We start from the raw sequence: 16,312 nt of genomic DNA on the forward strand, positions 1-16,312 counted from the left end.
GCCCTGGACCGAGGGCGTCAGGCCGGCGCTCGAGACCCGGTCGCCGCGGGCGACGGGGCCATTCCGGACCCGGGCATCCTGATTGCTGAGCCTTCCGCGAGCATCCGCAACGGATGCGCCGTTCGGCTCAACAAGGACGTCGCCATGCCCTCTCTCCGCTTCCAGGTCGCCGCGCTGAGCGCGCTGCTGTTCACCCTGCCCTTCGTGCACGCCGCCGACGACGCCGGCAAGGGCACGGGCGACGAGCAGCCCGGCAAGGTCAAGACCGCCATCGCCAAGACCCTGGGACAGATCCGTCTCGACGGCGACATGCGCGCGGTGCTCAAGGCGCATGAAGGCCTGCGGCCCAAGGCGATCGAGAAGATCGACGTGCCCGCCGCCCGCGCGAATCCCACCATCGCCGATGCCGTCAACGCGCTGCTGCGCCAGAACGGCCGCAGCACCGATCCCGCGCAGCTCGTGCCCGGCGTGACCAGCATCGACGGCACGGTGCAGGGCGGCGCGGGCATGATCCCGGCGCGCTTCTACACGCCGGCCGGCCCGGGGCCCTTCCCCGTCGTCGTCTACTTCCACGGCGGCGGCTGGGTCATCGCCGACAAGCAGGTCTACGACGCCAGCGCACGCGGCATCGCCCGACAGGCGCAGGCCGTGGTGGTCTCCGTCGACTACCGGCAGGCGCCGGAGAACAGGTTCCCCGCCGCCTGGGACGACGCGCTGGCCGCCTACAAGTGGACGGTCGCCAACGCAGCCAGCTTCAAGGGCGACGTGAGCCGTGTCGCGCTGGCGGGCGAAAGCGCCGGCGGCAACCTCGCGCTGGCGACCGCGATCTCGGCACGCGACGCCAATCTCCAGAAGCCGGCGCATGTGCTGGCCATCTACCCGGTCACGCAGAGCAGCCTCAACACCGAGTCCTACCTCGAGAACGCGGCCGCCCAGCCGCTCAACCGCGCGATGGTCGAGTGGTTCATCGACAAGCTGCTCGACAACAAGGAACAGCTCAAGGACTGGCGCCTGAACCTGGTCGACGCGAAGCTCGCCGGCCTGCCGTCGGTGACGCTGATCAGCGCCCGCGTCGATCCGCTGCGCTCGGACAGCGCCAAGATGGAAGAGGCGCTGAAGAAGGCCGAGGTGCTCGTCGAGCGCCGCGACTACGAAGGCGTCACCCACGAGTTCTTCGGCGCCGCGGCCGTCGTCGAGAAGGCCCGCAATGCGCAGGCCTTCGCCGGCGAGCGGCTGCGCAAGGCGTTCGGGAACTGAGGGCGCGGCGGTGGCGGATCAGCCGCCGTTCGGCAGCAGCCCGGTGATCAACGGGGCGACCAGCTCGCGCAGCAGCACGCCCAGACCGCCGGCCATCGCGATCGCCACCATGGCGAGCGCCAGGCGCGCGATCAGTCGCCGATGGCCGGTCTTCACGATGAACGACAGGCTGAAGGCCAGGCTGGTCAGCGAGGCCAGCACCGCGCCGTTGGCCGCGACGTCGAACCCGATCGCCCCCTGCGCCGCCATGCTGGCCGCGGCGGCCACGGCGCTCGCGCTGGACAGCAGCCCGCCGATCACCGTGACGAGGTAGAAGCCGCCCTCGCCGAACTCGCGCTGCATCAGCCGTCCCACGACATGCAGCGCCAGGAACAGCACGCCGTAGCGCAACGCCACGGGCAGCGAGAACGGCAGCTCCAGCTTGATGTCGGTGACGTCCTCGACGGCCGCGCCGTTGCGTCGAGCCAGCAGGCTCAGCACCACGAAGCCGGCCGCCGACAGCACCATGAAGCCGAAGGCCGCGGCCGCATTCACGAAGGCCAGCGGCGTGAGGATCAGCAGCAGCACCGCGTTGCGCGTCACCATCGCGGCAACGGCGACGAGCACCGCGCGGTAGGCGCCTTCGGCGAATCGGCCGGAGGTCTCGCGCACCCGCGTGGCCATCTCCACCACCGTGAAGTTGCTGTTGACCAGCCCGCCGAAGAACGCGGACAGCTCCGCGCCCTTGGAGCCGTAGAGCTTCCACAGGATGTAGTTCACGAAGCCGATGCTGGCGATCAGGATCACCGTCACCCAGGCGGCGCGCGGTTCGATCAGGTGCCACGGTCCGATCGGTCCGGCCGGCAGCGCCGGATAGATGACGATCGCCAGGATCGCGAGCAGCAGCGCGGAACGCACCTCGCCCTCGGTCAGGCCCATCGACAGGCCGGAAAGCCGTTCCTTCCACGCCAGCAGCGCGGTCGTGCTGACCATCACGGCCGCCGGCGTCACGGTGTGCCCCAGGCCGCACAGGATGCCCGCCATGCAGGTCACCAGCATGGCCGCGGAGGTGGTCAGTTCCGGCCCGTGTCCGCCCCGCATCGTGTGGACGTTGAGCGGCACCGCCAGGCCCGCCGCGAGCAGCAGGCTCAGCAGCGCGTAGTGCTCGCCCAGCGAGCCGCCCAACGCGCCCAGCAGCGCGATGAAGCCGAAGGTCCGCAGGCCGGCCTCCTTGCCGCGACGCTCCCGCTCAAGGCCGAGCAGCAGCCCCAGGGACAAGGCCAGCGCCAGACGGATCAGGATCTCGAGATAAGGCCACTCGGCATTGGGGAGTGGCGTCGATGTCGGCAGCACTGGGGTCATCCGACTCAGCGTACCGCAACCCAGCCCGCTCGCGAAGGGCGCGGCCGCTGCTTTGGGTGCGCGGCTAGGCGCGAACCGGAGCCATAGCAGCGCTATGGCGAGGATTCGCAACGACGCGGCGCGCCCAAAGCAGTGGCCGCGCGGGGCCGTTGGTGTGGAGGGCCCCCCGGCCCCTCAATCATCAACGGCCCGCGCTGCACCCTTACACCGCCCAGCGCAACATCGGCGCTGCGACGGAAAGTGGGACCGGGTCGTGAGCGGGCTCCGACTCGCGGCCCGGCGTGCTGAGCACCCGGTCGAGCAGCCGCTGCTCCAGCGCCGCGAAGGACGCGTCGCGCCGACGCGGACGCGGCAGGTCGACGCGCAGGTCGAGCGCCAACCGGCCGTCCTCGATCAGCAGCACGCGGTCCGCGAGCGCGACCGCTTCCGCCACATCGTGCGTCACCAGCAGCGCCGTGAAGCGATGCCGCGTCCACAGCGATTCGATCAGCGCCTGCATATCGATGCGGGTCAGCGCGTCCAGCGCGCCGAGCGGCTCGTCGAGCAGCAGCAGCCTGGGCGCGTGGACCAGCGCGCGCGCCAGCGCGACGCGTTGCCGCTGGCCGCCGGACAGGCGCGCGGGCCATTCGCCGGCGCGGTCCGCCAGGCCGACCTGCGCCAGCGCCTGACGGGCGCGGTCGCGCGCATCCGCGCCTGCCAAGCCCAGTGCCACGTTGTCCAGCACCCGCGCCCACGGCAGCAGCCGCGCGTCCTGGAACATGAAGCGCGTGTCCTCCGACTCGCCCGCCTCGAGCGTGCCGGCGCTCGGCGTCTCCAGGCCCGCGAGCAGGCGCAGCAAGGTGCTCTTGCCGCAGCCGCTGCGGCCGATGATGGCGACGAACTCGCCGGGCGCGATGTCCAGGTCGATGCCGTGCAAGACCTGGCGCTCGCCGAAGGCCTTGCCCAGGCCGGCCAACGCCACCGGCTGCCCGCCGACCGACGGGGTCGACGTCGTGCCCGCCTCGCGATGGAGGGGCGCTGACGGCGACGGCGACGGCGACGGCGACGCGTTGCGCGCTGTCGCCGTGGCCGGCAGCGCCGCGGGTTGCGAGTCCTGCCATTCCGTCAGGACGTCGATCTCTGTCACGCTCATCATGTCTTGCCCGTCCTGTCTGCGGTGATGTCGGCGCTCATGCCTGATACCCCGGATGCCAGCGCAGCCACGCCCGTTCCAGCGCCTGCGCCGCGACGTCGGCCAGCTTGCCCAGCAGCGCGTAGATCAGGATGCCGACCAGCACCACGTCCGTCTGCAGGAACTCGCGCGCGTTCATCGTCATGTAGCCGATGCCGCTCTGCGCCGAGATCGTCTCGGCCACGATCAGCAGCACCCACATCAGGCCCAGCGAGAAGCGCAGGCCCACCAGGATCGACGCCACCGCGCCCGGCAGGATCACCTGCCGGTACAGCGACCAGCCAATGAGGCCGTACGAGCGCGCCATCTCGATCAGGTCGCGGTCCACGCCGCGGATGCCGTGGAAGGTGTTCAGGTAGACCGGGAAGAACACGCCCAGGGCGACCAGGAACAGCTTGGCCGTCTCGTCGATCCCGAACCACAGGATGACCAGCGGAATCAGCGCCAGCGGCGGGATGTTGCGCAGCATCTGCAGCGTCGTGTCGAGCGCGGTCTCGGCCCAGCGCTGCGAGCCGGTCAGCAGCCCCAGCAGCAGGCCGAGCCCGCCGCCGATCGTGAAGCCGATGAAGGCACGCCCGGTGCTCACGGCGAGGTGCCGCCACAGCTCGCCCGACAGCGCCAGCTCCCACGCGGCCTTCGCCACCGACGACGGCGCCGGCAGGACGCGCGTCGAGAGCCAGCCGGCCTGGGCGCTCAGCTGCCACAGCGCCAGCACCGCCAGCGGGACGATCCAGGGCACCAGGCCCTTGAGCGCGCCGAGGCCGCGGCCCGAGGTCGCCTGGAATCCGGCCTGGGCTTTGGGTTCAGCATGTGCCTGGGCCTGCGTCTGGGCCTTGATCGCGACGGTGCTCATCTCAGCTCGCCGCGGCCAGCTTGGCCGGACCGGGGACGAAGTTGTTGGCGACGATCTCGCCGAAGGGGCCGGTCAGCTTGGGCGCGCTGAGCTTCTCGCGCACGTCCAGCGGCAGCAGCGGGAAGACCAGTTCGGCGAAGCGGTAGGCCTCTTCCAGATGCGGATAGCCGCTGAGCACGAAGTACTCCAGGCCCAGCGCCGCATACGCCTGGATGCGATCGGCCACCTGCTGCGGATTGCCGACCAGCGCCGTGCCCGCGCCGCCGCGCACCAGGCCCACGCCCGCCCACAGGTTCGGAGAGATCTCCAGGCCGGCGCGGATGTCGTTCCTGTCGAAGCGGCCGCCATGCAGCGCCGCCATGCGGCGCTGCCCGACCGAGTCCATGGAGGCGAACTTGGCCTGTGCCGCGGCGATCACGTCGTCATCGAGATGCTTGACCAGATCGCCAGCGGCCGCCCACGCCTCCTCTTCGGTCTCGCGCACGATGACGTGCAGGCGGATGCCGTACTCGAGCTGTCGGCCTTTCGCCTCCGCAGCGGCGCGCACTTCGCCGATCTTCTCGGCGACGGCCTCCGGCGGCTCGCCCCAGGTCAGGTAGGTGTCGACCTGCTCGGCGGCGAGGTCGATCGCCGGTCCCGACGATCCGCCGAAGAACACCGGCGGATACGGCTTGTTGATCGGCGGGTACAGGAGCTTGCCGCCCTTGACGCGCAGCTGCTCGCCGTCGAAGTCGATGGCCTCGCCCTCATGGCTGGCGCGCAGCACGTCGCGCCACACGGTCAGGAACTCGGTCGACAGCGCGTAGCGCTCCTCGTGCGGCAGGAACAGGCCGTCGCCGGCGAGTTCATCGGGATCGCCACCGGTGACCAGGTTGACCAGCAGCCGGCCGCCGGACAGGCGGTCCAGCGTCGCCGCCATGCGCGCCGACTGCACCGGCTGCACCAGCCCCGGCCGCAGCGCGACCAGGAACTTCAGCCGCCGCGTCGCCTCGATGAGGCTGGCCGCGACGATCCAGCTGTCCTCGCAGCTGCGGCCGGTGGGCAGCAGCACGCCTTCATAGCCGAGGCTGTCGGCGGCGATGGCGATCTGGCGGTAGTAGTCGAAGTCCGCGACGCGGGCGCCCTTGGACGTGCCGAGGTAGCGCGAATCGCCGTGGGTGGGGATGAACCAGAGGATCTTCATGGGGGAAGCTCGTGTGAGGCGCCGCGATATCGCGGCAGTGGACTTGCGGCAGTGGGCTGGCGGCGCTTACTTGGCGGCCGTGGTGATCGACTTCGGCAGCGCGTCGGCGATGCGGATCGGCTTGGGGATCAGCTTCAGCGCATGGAAGGCGTCGGCGATCTTCTGCTGCTCGGCCGCGATGGCCGGCGTGATCGGCTGGATGCCGTAGGCGAAGCGCGCGGCGGCGATCTCGGTGGTCGCGAGGTCCAGTCCGATCTGCGGCGCGAGCAGCGCGGCGACGGCGGCGCTGTTGTTCTCGGACCAGCGGTCGAGCTTGGCGAGTTCCTCGATGATGGCCTGGACCACCTGCGGGTACTTGTCCGCATAGCCGCGCTCGGCCAGGTAGAACTGGTGGTTCGCGACGACGCCCTTGCCGTCGGCCACCACGCGCGCGCCGAGCTGGCGTTCCGCCGCGGCCAGGAACGGATCCCAGATCACCCACGCGTCGACGGCGCCGCGCTCGAACGCGGCACGCGCGTCGGCCGGCGGCAGGTAGACGACGGTGATGTCGGTGTATTTCAGGCCCTGCTTCTCCAGCAGCTTGACCAGCAGGTAGTGGACGTTGGAGCCCTTGTTCAGGACGACCTTCTTGCCTTTCAGGTCGGCCAGCGTCCTGATGGGCGAGTCCTTCGGCACGATCAGCGCTTCGGCGGTCGGCGCGGGCGGCTGGTTGGCGACGTAGACCAGGTCCGCGCCGGCGGCCTGCGCGAAGATCGGCGGCGCCTCGCCGACGGTGCCGAAATCGATGGAACCGACGTTCAGTCCCTCCAGCAATTGCGGACCGGCGGGGAACTCGGTCCACTTCACGGCGATGCCCTGCGCGCTCAGGCGCTTGTCCAGATCGCCCTTGGCCTTCAGCACGGTGAGCGTGCCGTACTTCTGGAAGCCGATGCGGACCTCCGTCGGCTTGGCAGGGGCCTGCGCGCTTGCAACACCGGAGAAAAGGCTGAGCGAGGTCGTCAGCGCGGCGACGACTGCGAGGGCCCCGCGGCGGTCGAGGAAGAACGTCATGGTGGTGGTCCTGGAAAAGGAGAAGTCGGTAGGGATCAGGGGCGCGAAACGGGAGCCCGGCTCAGAGCACCAGCGCGGGCCGCGAGACCGGCTCGACGGGTTGCGGTGCCGGCACGCTGTCCAGCACCTGCGACGCCCCGGCGAGCAGGCGGCGGGCGATGTCGTCGTTGATGCGGTACTCGCCGGCGGCGTCCTTGGCGATCTGCGCGTCGCAGGCGTAGACGCCGTCGACATGCGAGCGCGCGCCGAGCGCGGACAAGACCGGCAGCAGGCCGTAGTCCAGCGCCAGCAGGTGCGCCATGCTGCCGCCGGTGGCCAGCGTCCAGACGCTCTTGCCCGCCAGGCCGTCCTGCGGCAGCAGGTCGAGGAAGACCTTCAGCAGCCCGCTGTACGCGGCCTTGTAGATGGGGGTGGCGAGCACGACGACACGCGCTTCGGCGACGGCGGCCAGCGCCGCGCGGATCTCGGCGTCCTCGAAGTCGGCATGCAGCAGCGGCTGGGCCGGCAGGTCGCGGATCCGCAGCGTGCGGGTCGGCAGCCCGTGATGTTGAAGCCGCTCCGCGGCGGCGCCGAGCAAGGCGCTCGAGCGCGACTTCGCGCTGGGGCTCGCGGCGATGAGCAGGACGGGCGAGCCCGGAAGGTCGGCGCTCGAAGCGGCGGTCGAAGCGGTGGCGGAGGCGGTCATGGCGGGGGAGGAAGCAGGAACCGCCCCATTCTGCGAACCGCCCCTCCCTCGCCGAACGAAGGAGATCGCCGATGCTTAGCTGATTTGCGGCTATCGCTTGCGCGCGGGTGCCGACGGCTTAACGGCCGGAGCGAGCGACGCCAGGATCTCGTCGCGACAGGTGCTCAGGATTTCATCCGCCAGCGGCGAGTCGTCCGGGCAGGCGCGTGACATGACGATCGCGCCGACCGCGCGCGCGAACATGCCGAGGCACCGGATGCGCTTCTCCTCGGGATCCGCGTTCTCCAGGACGGTGCCCTCCAGGTTCAGCGCCGCCAGCAAACGCTCGACGCCGTCGGCGAAGGTGGTGCGCACGGCCTCGGGCTGGCGCGCCGCGTCTCCGCCCAGCGCCGCCATCGTGCATCCCATCCCCGGCGTGTCGCGGTGCTCGCGCGACAGATAGAACCGGACGAAGTCGGCCGCCGTCATGCCCGCCGTCAACGCCGCCGTCTGTTCGATGCCGCAGGCCGCCGACTCCGCCATCAGCTCGGCCTTGGACTGGAACTGCTTGTAGAAGCCGCCATGCGTGAAGCCGGCCGCGGCCATCAGGTCGACGACGCCGACACCGTCGTAACCCCGCTCGCGGAACACGCTGGCCGCCGTCCGGACCACGTGTTCCCGGTTGGCCTGCGCCTGTGCCTTGCTGACTTTCATCTGTCGCCGTGCCTGTGGATGCCTGCGAGAAGCCCACTATACATAGATGCCGATCATCATTTAAACGTTGACTTTTTGGATTACAAACATAATCATTGAAGACCAAGACAGGAGACAGACGAATGAAGTTGATCGAGGTCCATGCCCGCTCGGTGCTCGCGCTGGTGGCAGGTCTTGCCTGCGCCAGCCTCGGCCATGCCGCAGCCTTCAAGCTCAAGGAGCAGAGCGCCGCCGGCCAGGGTCGCGCCTTCGCCGGGTCGATCAGCGAGGGCGGCGACGCCTCCGTGATCGCCAACAACCCCGCCGCGATGACCCTGCTCGACGGGCGCCTCATCCAGGCGGATGCCGCGGTGGTGACCTATTCGGCCAAGTTCGACGGCTCGGGCCGGGATGCGCTGGGCCGCCCGCTGTCGGGCGGCAATGGCGGCGATGCGGGACAGACCGCGGTGATTCCCTCGCTCTACTTCCATGCGCCGGTGACGGACCGGATCCATCTGGGGTTCTCCGTGACGGCCCCGTTCGGCTTCAAGACCGAGTACGACGACGGCTGGGTGGGGCGCTACCAGGGCGTCAAGACCTCGCTGAAGGTGATCGACGCCGGCGTGTCGGGCGCCTACAAGGTCAATGAGGTGCTGTCGCTGGGCGTGTCCGTGTTTGCGGAGCGCCTGGACGTCAAGCTGCGCAACGCCGTCGACTTCGGCGCGCAGCTGGCGGCCGCCCGGGTGCCGGGATTCCTGCCCACCAGCGCGGACGGCTTCCTCGACGTCGAAGGCGACAACACCGAGGTCGGCTACACCTTGGGCGCGCTGCTGCGTCCCGCCGACGGCACGACGGTGGGCCTGGCCTACCGCTCCGAAGTCAAGCACAAGGCCAAGGGCGTGGACGCGCGCTTCTCGGTGCCCGCCGCGGCGAACGCGGTGCTGTCGGTGGCGGCGCCCAACACCTTCGTGAACACCACGGTGGACACCGAGTTGACGATGCCCGCGTCCTGGACGCTCAGCGTCAGCCAGCGGCTGAGTCCGCAATGGACGGTGATGGCGGACTACTCGCGCACCTCGTGGAGCAAGTTCGACAAGGTGGTCCTGGACTTCGCCTCGAACCTGCCCAACCAGACGCTGGACTTCGGCTATCGCGATTCGTCGTTCTACTCGGTGGGCACGGAGTACCGGATGAACGACGCCTGGACCTTCCGCGGCGGCTTCGCCTACGACCAGACGCCGGTCACCGACGCGGTGCGCGATGTCCGTGTTCCCGACGTCAGCCGCCGCTGGCTGTCGCTAGGCGCGACGTGGCGGACCAGCAAGCAGCTGGCCTACAGCGTGGGATACACGCATCTGTTCATCAAGGACACGAGCGTCAACCTGACGTCACCTTCCGCAAGCACATTGCAGGGCTCGTACAAGGTGGGGAGCGACATCCTGGCGGTGTCGGCTCAATACAGTTTCTAAGCGCGTCAGCGCGGATCACGATCCAGGGGTTGTCGTGCGTTCGGCACACGACCCATTCGCCTCGGACGGCAACGTCCGGGGCGTTTTTTATCGCCCGCGCATGCCGGGACTTCGGGGCCGCGACCTGCTACTGCGTCGCCTGCGGCAGATGTCCGAGCGGCATCTCCGTCTGCGCCTTGACCGTGGCGATCGCGAAGTTGCTGCGGATGTCGCTGACGCCGGGCAGCTTGAGCAGCACGCCGAGCAGGAACTGCTCGTACGCCGGCAGGTCGGTCACCACCACCTGCAGCAGGAAGTCCGATTCGCCCGAGACGAGATGGCAGGAGACCACCTCCGGCAACTGCGCGACGGCTTCGCGGAAGGCGGTCGACGTCACGTCCTGATGGCGCTCCACCCGCACGCCGACGAACACCGTCAGGCCCAGTCCGACCCCGGCCCGGTCCAGGTTGGCGTGATAGCCGCGGATGACGCCGGCCTCCTCGAGCAGGCGCACGCGGCGCAGGCAGGGCGACGGCGACAGGCCGACCTCCTCCGCCAGTTGCACGTTGGTCAGGCGGGCGTCCCGCTGGAGCGCGGCGAGGATCCGTCGATCCAGGTTGTCGAGTTTCAACATTGGCACGAAATCAATCTGGTGAATGCATTTCCAGCAGAGTATGCCAATCGGAGCGGCATCGACGGCGCACTTCGCAATGCACCCGTGGTCGAGCCTCGATAAAGTCCCGGCGTTGTTCAACTTCACGGCGAACCGGCTCGGCGGCTCACGGTCATGGCGAATCTCGGAGTTTTCATCGGCGCGCTGGTCGCCGTCTATCTGGTCCCCGGTCCGGACATGGTCCTGGTGTTGCAGACCGCCAGCACGCAAGGCCGCCGGCAGGCGCTGGCGACCGCCATCGGCCTCGGCGTGGCCCGCGCCGCCCACGTCACGCTGGCCGCCATCGGCCTGGCGGCGCTGCTCAAGGCGGTGCCCTGGGCCTTCGAACTCGTGCGTCTCGTTGGCGTGGTCTACCTGGTGTGGCTGGGCCTCAAGCTCGCGCGGGCCTCCAGCCTGACGGCAGACCTGGACGACAGCACGGTCGCGTCGTCCTCCCGCGCCTACCGCGCCGCGATGTGGCGCGGCCTGCTGACCAACATCACCAATCCCAAGGCCCTGCTGTTCTGCTCGGTGCTGCTGCCGCAGTTCGTGGACGCCGGCGCCGGGCCCGTGGGCATGCAGTTCCTCGTGCTGGGTGTCGTGCTGGTGGCACTCGGCCTCGCGTTCGACATCCTGTATGCGTTCGTCGGCGGTGCCATGCGGCAGTGGATGCAGCGGCGTCCGTTCGCGGAAACGCTGCAGCGCTGGACCTTCGCCGCCATGCTCATCGGATTCGGCGCGCGGCTGGCGGTCGCGGCGCGGCCGTAGCAGGCCCCGGGACCGGGATCAGCGTGGAGATCGGCGCAGGGACCAGCGCAACGATCAGGACAGGCGTTCCAGTTCCCGCAGCACCTCACCGCGCAGGTCGGCCACCGCCGCACTCCCGCGTCCGCGCGGATGCACCAACGGCACCTCGATGCGTCGCACGATGCGGCCCGGTGCTGCGCCGAGCACCAGCACCCGGTCGGCCAGCAGCACCGCCTCCTCCACGTCGTGCGTGACCAGGATCAGGCTGGTGCCATGTCTTGCCGCGACCTCGCGCACGAGGTCCTGCAGCCGCATCCGCGTGAACGCGTCCAGCGCGGAGAACGGCTCGTCGAGCAGCAGCACGCGCGGCCGCGTATAGAGCGCCCGGGCGATCGCCGCGCGCTGCGCCTGGCCGCCGGAGAGCTGACGCGGCAGCGCCTCGCCGAGCTCGCCCAGGCCGACCTCGCGCAACAGCGTGTCCACCCAGGCCTCATCGTGGCCCTGGCCCAGGTCGAAACCGACGTTCTCCGCCACCGTCAGCCACGGGAACAGCCGCGGCTCCTGGAACACGACGCCGATGTCGCGGTCCGGTCCGCGCCGTGCGCGGCCGTCGAGCCGCACCTCGCCGTCGAAGTCCGGATCCAGCCCTGCCGCGATGCGCAGCAGCGTGCTCTTGCCGCAACCGCTCGCGCCGACCAGGCCGAGCACCTCCCCCGCGCCCAGGTCGAAATGGACGTCCTGCAGGACGGGTGGCCGCTCGTGCCCACCGGTCTGCCGGGCACGATGGGGGCGTTCGCCGCCCGCGTTGTCGCGGGCGAAGCGCTTCGCCCGCACGGACACGGTCAACAGGCTCATGCGTGGCCTCCGAAGCTGTCGCGCCAGTGCAGCGCGCGCTGTTCCACCGCGGCCATCAGGCTGTCGGTCAATTTGCCCAGCAGCGCCAGCAGCACGATCGCCGCCATCACCAGGTCCGCGCGGCCGGTCTCGCGGCCGTCGGTCAACAGGTAGCCCAGGCCGCGGCTGGCGGCGATCAACTCGGCCGCGACCATGAACATCCACGCCAGGCTCAATCCGTTGCGCAGGCCGGTGAGCAGCGCCGGCAGCGCCGCCGGCAGCAGCACGCGGCGCGCCAGCGCCACGCGACCGAGTCCGCGCAGGCGCGCGACCTCCACCAGCTTGCGGTCCACGTCGCGGAAGCCCGAGGACACGCCCATGTAGACGGGGAAGAAGGCGCCGATCGCGATCAGCGCGATCTTGGAGGCCTCGTCGATGCCGAGCCAGAGCAGCAGCAGCGGGACCCACGCGAGCGAGGGAATGGCCCGCAGCGCCTGGAAGCTCGGCGTCAGCACCGCCGCGGCCAGGCCCGACAGACCGACCAGCGCACCGAACAGCACCGCCAGCACCGCGCCGAGTGCGAAGCCGCCCGCCACGCGCAAGGTGCTCGCGAGGACGTGTTGCGCCAGTTGCCCGTCGCGCAGCATCTGCGCCAACGCCGCGGCGACGTCGCTCGGCGCCGGCAGCAGGTTGGGCGCGATCCAGCCGGATCGCACCGCGGCTTCCGCCAACGCGAGCACCGCCACCGGCGGCAACACGCCGAGCAGCCACGTCGGCCACTGCCACGCAGTCTGCGGGCGCACCGATCGCTTCGCGCCACCCGCCTCCGGCAGGGCAACGCCGCCACCAGCCGATGGCCTCCGAGTCGCCGTCGCCGATTGTTCCGGCAGAACCGGACCGAGCGACGAGACGGCGCGTGCGATGAGGTCGGGATCGGCGCTCACGGCTCTGGTCTCCGTCATGGTCGCTGCGGGGTCAGGCCTTGATCAGGCCGTTGGCGAAGCGCGTGTCGACCAGCTCCGCGATCGTGCGGTTCAGGTCCACGCCGGGCTTCACGAGCTGCTCTGCCGTCAGGATCGGCGCGGCGGCCTGCAGCGCCTTCACCTGCTCGTCCGACGGCTGCGGATGAGAGAAGTCGCTGCGCAGCTTCACCTGCAGCAGCGCGACCGGCAGGCTGACCTTGGCTTCCTCGGACAGGATCTTCGCGGCGTCCGACGGATTGGCGATCGTCCACGCGCGTGCCCGCTCGTAGGCCGCGATCACGCGCTTCACCGTCTGCGGGTTCCGATTGAGGAACTCCTCGCGGACATTCAGGAATCCATAGGTGTTGAAGCCGACGTTGCGGTACAGCAGCTTCGACCCGGCATCGAGCTCGCTCGCCGCCATCAGCGGATCGAGTCCGGCCCAGGCGTCGACACGACCCTGCTCCAGCGCCGCCCGTCCGTCGGCGTGCTGGAGCGCGACATGCTCGATGTCGCCGCGCTTCAGTCCCACCGTGTGCAGCGCGCGCAGCAGGAAGAGGTAGGGATCGGTGCCCTTGGTCGCCGCGATCTTCCTGCCCTTCAGGTCGGCGAGCGAGCGGATGCCCGAGTCCGGACGCACGACCAGCGCGGTCCACTCGGGGCGCGAGAAGATGTAGGGCGCGCGGATCGGATTGCCGTTCGCACGCGCCAGCAGCGCGGCCAGGCCGGCTGTCGAGCCGATGTCGATGCTGCCGGCGTTGAGGTACTCCAGCGCGCGGTTGCTGCCGGCGCTCAGCACCCAGCGGACCGAGGTGCCGTCCTTGGCGAGGTCCTCCTCCAGCCAGCCGAAGCGGCGCAGCACCAGGCTGGTCGGCGAGTAGTAGGCGTAATCGAGCTTGAGCTCCTTCGGCGCGGCGGCGCCTTGGGCGCGCAGCGGGCCGGCAGCCAGTCCGGCCGCGAGGCCGGCGCCGATCACGAGTGCGTCGCGCCGCGTGGGATGGTTGTTCTTCGAATCAGTCTTGCGGGTCATGCGACGGGCTCCGTCAGGGGAATGTCCAGGGAGGTGAGCGTGGGGCCGCGGCCGTCGGCGGTCGCGAGGCCCGCCGGCGATGCGGGCGTCGGGTTGCCCTTGGCGTTGTCGTTGTCGTTGGCCGGCTCGCCGAGGCGGACGCGGCGTCCGGCATGCGTCGGCTTGAGTCCGTCGCCGTCGCCGAACAGCCGCGCACGCAGCGTCTTCGGCGCGGCGGCGACGTCGGCGCCCTCACCCGCTTCGGGGCGATAGCGGCCACGGCGTCGCAGCTCGGGCACCACGAGGTCGACGACGTCGCGGAAGGTCTCGTGCGCCAGCGCGAAGGCCAGGTTGAAACCGTCGAGGCCGGTGTCGTCCTGCCAGGCGATCAGCTGATCGGCGATCTCCGAGGGATCGCCGACGAAGACCGGCCCTCGCCCGCCCAGGCCGATGAAGGCGGCCGCTTCGCCGACCGTCCAGCGCCGCGTCGGATCCGCGCTGCTGAACGAGGCCAGCGCCGTGCGGCCCGCCTGCGTGTCGAGGTAGTCGATCGTGGCGTCCAGCGGATAACGGCTGAAGTCGACGCCGGTCCAGCCCGAGAGCAGGGCCAGCGCGGCCTCGATGTCGATGTGGGACTTCAGGTCCTCGTGCTTCGCATGCGCCTCGGCGCTGGTCGGCGCGGTGATGATCAGCGCCTGGCCGTAGATCAGCACGTCGTCGCGCGCGCGGCCGGCTTCCCCGACCGCATCGCGCAGGCCCTTCACGTAGCCCTTCACGACGGAGGTGCTGGGACCGCTGACGAAGACGCACTCCGCATGCCGGCCGGCGAAGGCGCGACCACGGCTCGACGTGCCGGCCTGGAACAGCACCGGCGTGCGCTGCGGCGACGGCTCGCAGAGATGCACGCCGGGCACGCGGTAATGCTCGCCGCGGTGGTGGATCGCATGGACCTTGGTCGGATCCGTGAACACGCGGCCCGCCTTGTCGCGCTTGACCGCGCCGTCCTCCCAGCTGAGTTCCCACAGCTTGTAGACGACGTCGAGGTACTCGTCGGCCAGGTCGTAGCGCTCGTCGTGCGCGCGCTGCCCCGTGTGACCGAGGTTGCGCGCCGCGCTGTCGAGGTAGCCGGTGACGATGTTCCAGCCGATGCGGCCGCGCGTCAGGTGGTCCAGCGTCGATATCCGCCGCGCGAAGCTGTACGGTGGCTCGTAGGTCAGTGCCACCGTCACGCCGAAACCGAGGTGCTGGGTCACCGACGCCATCAGCGGCACCAGCGCCAGCGGATCGTTGAGCGGCACCTGCACCGCATGGCGCAAGGCCGCGTCGGGCGAGCCGCCGTGCACGTCGTAGACACCCAGCACATCGGCCAGGAACACGCTGTCGAAACCGCCGCGCTCCAACAGCCGCGCCAGTTCGATCCAGTACTCCGGCTCGGTGTAGCGATGCGACTCGTCGCGCGGATGCGTCCACAGCCCGGGCGACTGGTGCCCGACCGTGTTCATCGCGAAGGCGTTGAAGCGCACGGGCTTCGCCGCCACGTTGCCGTTCGCCGCGCTCGAGCCGTCCGCCGCAGCGGCCGCGTCGGATCGCGGGTCGCCCGCGCTCATTGCAGGAACGCCGGCCGCGCGTAGCCGGGGAACTTCTGCACCAGCACCGCCTTGAACTCCGGTGCGCGGAAGGCGTCCGCCAGCGCCAGGGTCCACGGCGCCTGCTTGTCCTTGGCCTTCACCGCGAGCACCAGCATGTAGTGGTCGGGCGTCTTCTCCAGCAGCAGCGCGTCGGTCAGCTTCAACCCGCTGGAGATCGCGAAGTTGCCGTTGACGATCGCGTACTCCGCGTCGTCCAGCGTGCGCGGGATCTGCGCCGCCTCGATCGGCTGCAGCTTCAGGTTGAGCGGGTTGCTGGCGATGTCCTTCTCCGTCACGCGGATCGGGTCGGCGCCGGGCTTGAGCGTCAGCAGCTTCTGGTCGGCCAGCAGTGCCAGGCCGTGCGCCAGGTTGGCCGGATCGTTGGCCAGCGTGATGCGGTCGCCCGGCTTCACGTCGGCCAGGCTCTTGCGCTTCTTCGAGTAGATCCCGAACGGCGCCATCGGTCCCTGCACCACGTCCACGATGTCGAGCTTGCGGTCTTCGCGGAAGCGGTTGAGGTAGGTGATGTGCTGGAAGAAGTTGGCGTCGAGCGCGCCCTGCGCCAGCGCGATGTTGGGCTGCACGTAGTCGTTGAACTCGACCAGCTTGACGGTGTAGCCGCGCTTCTCCAGCAACGGCTTGATGCCCTGGCGCAGCACCTCGATGTTGGAACCGGCGGTCGCGCCGATGGTGATCTCCTTCTTGTCCTGCGCGTGGACGACGGGCGCGAGGAAGGCGGCGGCGGAGGCGGTGAGCGCGAGGGCCAGCAGCGTGCGGCGGGCGAGTGTCATCGGGAAGTCCTTGGAGGTCCGGGAGGGAG

Annotated in this window: 16 protein-coding genes; 3 read left to right on the top strand and 13 right to left on the bottom strand. The window is 70.1% G+C overall.

Annotation, left to right across the window (positions count from 1 at the left end; genetic code table 11):
• Positions 1-144 precede the first annotated feature (144 nt).
• Complete coding sequence (locus tag ACQ86G_RS26670) at positions 145-1,257, top strand: alpha/beta hydrolase (RefSeq protein ID WP_431258099.1); 1,113 nt, start codon at positions 145-147, stop codon at positions 1,255-1,257.
• An 18-nt stretch (positions 1,258-1,275) separates the two neighbouring features.
• Here ACQ86G_RS26670 and ACQ86G_RS26675 read toward each other — a convergent pair whose 3' ends face one another.
• The 7 genes from ACQ86G_RS26675 to ACQ86G_RS26705 form a co-directional block, all read right to left on the bottom strand.
• Positions 1,276-2,598, bottom strand: a complete 1,323-nt coding sequence (locus tag ACQ86G_RS26675; protein WP_431258100.1) for an MgtC/SapB family protein — start codon at positions 2,596-2,598, stop codon at positions 1,276-1,278.
• Positions 2,599-2,800: 202 nt separating this feature from the next.
• Positions 2,801-3,733, bottom strand: a complete 933-nt coding sequence (locus ACQ86G_RS26680) for an ATP-binding cassette domain-containing protein (protein WP_431258101.1) — start codon at positions 3,731-3,733, stop codon at positions 2,801-2,803.
• A gap of 34 nt (positions 3,734-3,767) precedes the next feature.
• A complete protein-coding gene (ssuC, locus tag ACQ86G_RS26685) occupies positions 3,768-4,622 on the bottom strand; it encodes an aliphatic sulfonate ABC transporter permease SsuC (RefSeq protein ID WP_431258102.1) in 855 nt (284 codons plus the stop codon).
• A gap of 1 nt (position 4,623) precedes the next feature.
• Positions 4,624-5,805, bottom strand: coding sequence for an FMNH2-dependent alkanesulfonate monooxygenase (ssuD, locus tag ACQ86G_RS26690; RefSeq protein ID WP_431258103.1), 1,182 nt, complete (start codon positions 5,803-5,805; stop codon positions 4,624-4,626).
• Positions 5,806-5,871: 66 nt separating this feature from the next.
• A complete protein-coding gene (locus tag ACQ86G_RS26695) occupies positions 5,872-6,855 on the bottom strand; it encodes a sulfonate ABC transporter substrate-binding protein (RefSeq protein WP_431258104.1) in 984 nt (327 codons plus the stop codon).
• Between the two features lie 61 nt (positions 6,856-6,916).
• On the bottom strand, positions 6,917-7,540 hold the full coding sequence (gene ssuE, locus ACQ86G_RS26700; protein WP_431258105.1) for an NADPH-dependent FMN reductase: 624 nt from the start codon (positions 7,538-7,540) through the stop codon (positions 6,917-6,919).
• A gap of 90 nt (positions 7,541-7,630) precedes the next feature.
• Positions 7,631-8,233, bottom strand: a complete 603-nt coding sequence (locus ACQ86G_RS26705) for a TetR/AcrR family transcriptional regulator (protein ID WP_431258106.1) — start codon at positions 8,231-8,233, stop codon at positions 7,631-7,633.
• A 122-nt stretch (positions 8,234-8,355) separates the two neighbouring features.
• On the opposite strand from ACQ86G_RS26705, the gene ACQ86G_RS26710 reads away from it, so the two are divergent.
• Positions 8,356-9,681 (top strand): outer membrane protein transport protein, encoded by a 1,326-nt coding sequence (locus tag ACQ86G_RS26710; RefSeq protein WP_431258107.1) that lies wholly within the window; start codon positions 8,356-8,358, stop codon positions 9,679-9,681.
• A gap of 127 nt (positions 9,682-9,808) precedes the next feature.
• On the opposite strand, the gene ACQ86G_RS26715 is transcribed toward ACQ86G_RS26710, so the two are convergent.
• A complete protein-coding gene (locus tag ACQ86G_RS26715; RefSeq protein WP_331613542.1) occupies positions 9,809-10,300 on the bottom strand; it encodes an Lrp/AsnC family transcriptional regulator in 492 nt (163 codons plus the stop codon).
• A gap of 147 nt (positions 10,301-10,447) precedes the next feature.
• Here ACQ86G_RS26715 and ACQ86G_RS26720 point away from each other — a divergent pair, with 147 nt between their 5' ends.
• Positions 10,448-11,080, top strand: a complete 633-nt coding sequence (locus tag ACQ86G_RS26720) for a LysE family translocator (protein ID WP_431258108.1) — start codon at positions 10,448-10,450, stop codon at positions 11,078-11,080.
• A gap of 54 nt (positions 11,081-11,134) precedes the next feature.
• Here the strand turns inward: ACQ86G_RS26720 and ACQ86G_RS26725 are convergent, their stop codons facing one another.
• From ACQ86G_RS26725 to ACQ86G_RS26745, 5 genes are read right to left on the bottom strand one after another with little or no spacing between them, the layout of a single operon-like run.
• A complete protein-coding gene (locus ACQ86G_RS26725) occupies positions 11,135-11,914 on the bottom strand; it encodes an ABC transporter ATP-binding protein (protein ID WP_431258109.1) in 780 nt (259 codons plus the stop codon).
• Positions 11,911-12,855: an ABC transporter permease gene (locus ACQ86G_RS26730; RefSeq protein ID WP_431258110.1), complete on the bottom strand. Its 945-nt coding sequence runs from the start codon at positions 12,853-12,855 to the stop codon at positions 11,911-11,913. Before ACQ86G_RS26730 ends, ACQ86G_RS26725 begins: the two co-directional genes overlap by 4 nt.
• Positions 12,856-12,868: 13 nt before the next feature.
• The gene (locus ACQ86G_RS26735; protein ID WP_431258111.1) at positions 12,869-13,885 is read right to left on the bottom strand and encodes an aliphatic sulfonate ABC transporter substrate-binding protein; all 1,017 of its coding nucleotides are present in this window, start codon (positions 13,883-13,885) and stop codon (positions 12,869-12,871) included.
• Complete coding sequence (locus tag ACQ86G_RS26740) at positions 13,882-15,471, bottom strand: LLM class flavin-dependent oxidoreductase (RefSeq protein WP_431258112.1); 1,590 nt, start codon at positions 15,469-15,471, stop codon at positions 13,882-13,884. The genes ACQ86G_RS26735 and ACQ86G_RS26740 overlap by 4 nt, the downstream gene beginning before the upstream one ends.
• Positions 15,468-16,283 (bottom strand): MetQ/NlpA family ABC transporter substrate-binding protein, encoded by an 816-nt coding sequence (locus ACQ86G_RS26745; RefSeq protein ID WP_431258113.1) that lies wholly within the window; start codon positions 16,281-16,283, stop codon positions 15,468-15,470. The genes ACQ86G_RS26740 and ACQ86G_RS26745 overlap by 4 nt, the downstream gene beginning before the upstream one ends.
• Positions 16,284-16,312 lie beyond the last annotated feature (29 nt).

Origin of the sequence: Roseateles chitinivorans, assembly GCF_050632145.1 — a bacterium.
Taxonomy (GTDB): domain Bacteria; phylum Pseudomonadota; class Gammaproteobacteria; order Burkholderiales; family Burkholderiaceae_C; genus Roseateles; species Roseateles chitinivorans_B.

Coding starts and splice junctions, on each gene's coding strand:
- ACQ86G_RS26670 (WP_431258099.1), top strand. CDS start 145: ATGCCCTCTCTCCGCTTCCAGGTCGCCGCGCTGAGCGCGCTGCTGTTC.
- ACQ86G_RS26675 (WP_431258100.1), bottom strand. CDS start 2,598: ATGACCCCAGTGCTGCCGACATCGACGCCACTCCCCAATGCCGAGTGG.
- ACQ86G_RS26680 (WP_431258101.1), bottom strand. CDS start 3,733: ATGATGAGCGTGACAGAGATCGACGTCCTGACGGAATGGCAGGACTCG.
- ssuC (WP_431258102.1), bottom strand. CDS start 4,622: ATGAGCACCGTCGCGATCAAGGCCCAGACGCAGGCCCAGGCACATGCT.
- ssuD (WP_431258103.1), bottom strand. CDS start 5,805: ATGAAGATCCTCTGGTTCATCCCCACCCACGGCGATTCGCGCTACCTC.
- ACQ86G_RS26695 (WP_431258104.1), bottom strand. CDS start 6,855: ATGACGTTCTTCCTCGACCGCCGCGGGGCCCTCGCAGTCGTCGCCGCG.
- ssuE (WP_431258105.1), bottom strand. CDS start 7,540: ATGACCGCCTCCGCCACCGCTTCGACCGCCGCTTCGAGCGCCGACCTT.
- ACQ86G_RS26705 (WP_431258106.1), bottom strand. CDS start 8,233: ATGAAAGTCAGCAAGGCACAGGCGCAGGCCAACCGGGAACACGTGGTC.
- ACQ86G_RS26710 (WP_431258107.1), top strand. CDS start 8,356: ATGAAGTTGATCGAGGTCCATGCCCGCTCGGTGCTCGCGCTGGTGGCA.
- ACQ86G_RS26720 (WP_431258108.1), top strand. CDS start 10,448: ATGGCGAATCTCGGAGTTTTCATCGGCGCGCTGGTCGCCGTCTATCTG.
- ACQ86G_RS26725 (WP_431258109.1), bottom strand. CDS start 11,914: ATGAGCCTGTTGACCGTGTCCGTGCGGGCGAAGCGCTTCGCCCGCGAC.
- ACQ86G_RS26730 (WP_431258110.1), bottom strand. CDS start 12,855: ATGACGGAGACCAGAGCCGTGAGCGCCGATCCCGACCTCATCGCACGC.
- ACQ86G_RS26735 (WP_431258111.1), bottom strand. CDS start 13,885: ATGACCCGCAAGACTGATTCGAAGAACAACCATCCCACGCGGCGCGAC.
- ACQ86G_RS26740 (WP_431258112.1), bottom strand. CDS start 15,471: ATGAGCGCGGGCGACCCGCGATCCGACGCGGCCGCTGCGGCGGACGGC.
- ACQ86G_RS26745 (WP_431258113.1), bottom strand. CDS start 16,283: ATGACACTCGCCCGCCGCACGCTGCTGGCCCTCGCGCTCACCGCCTCC.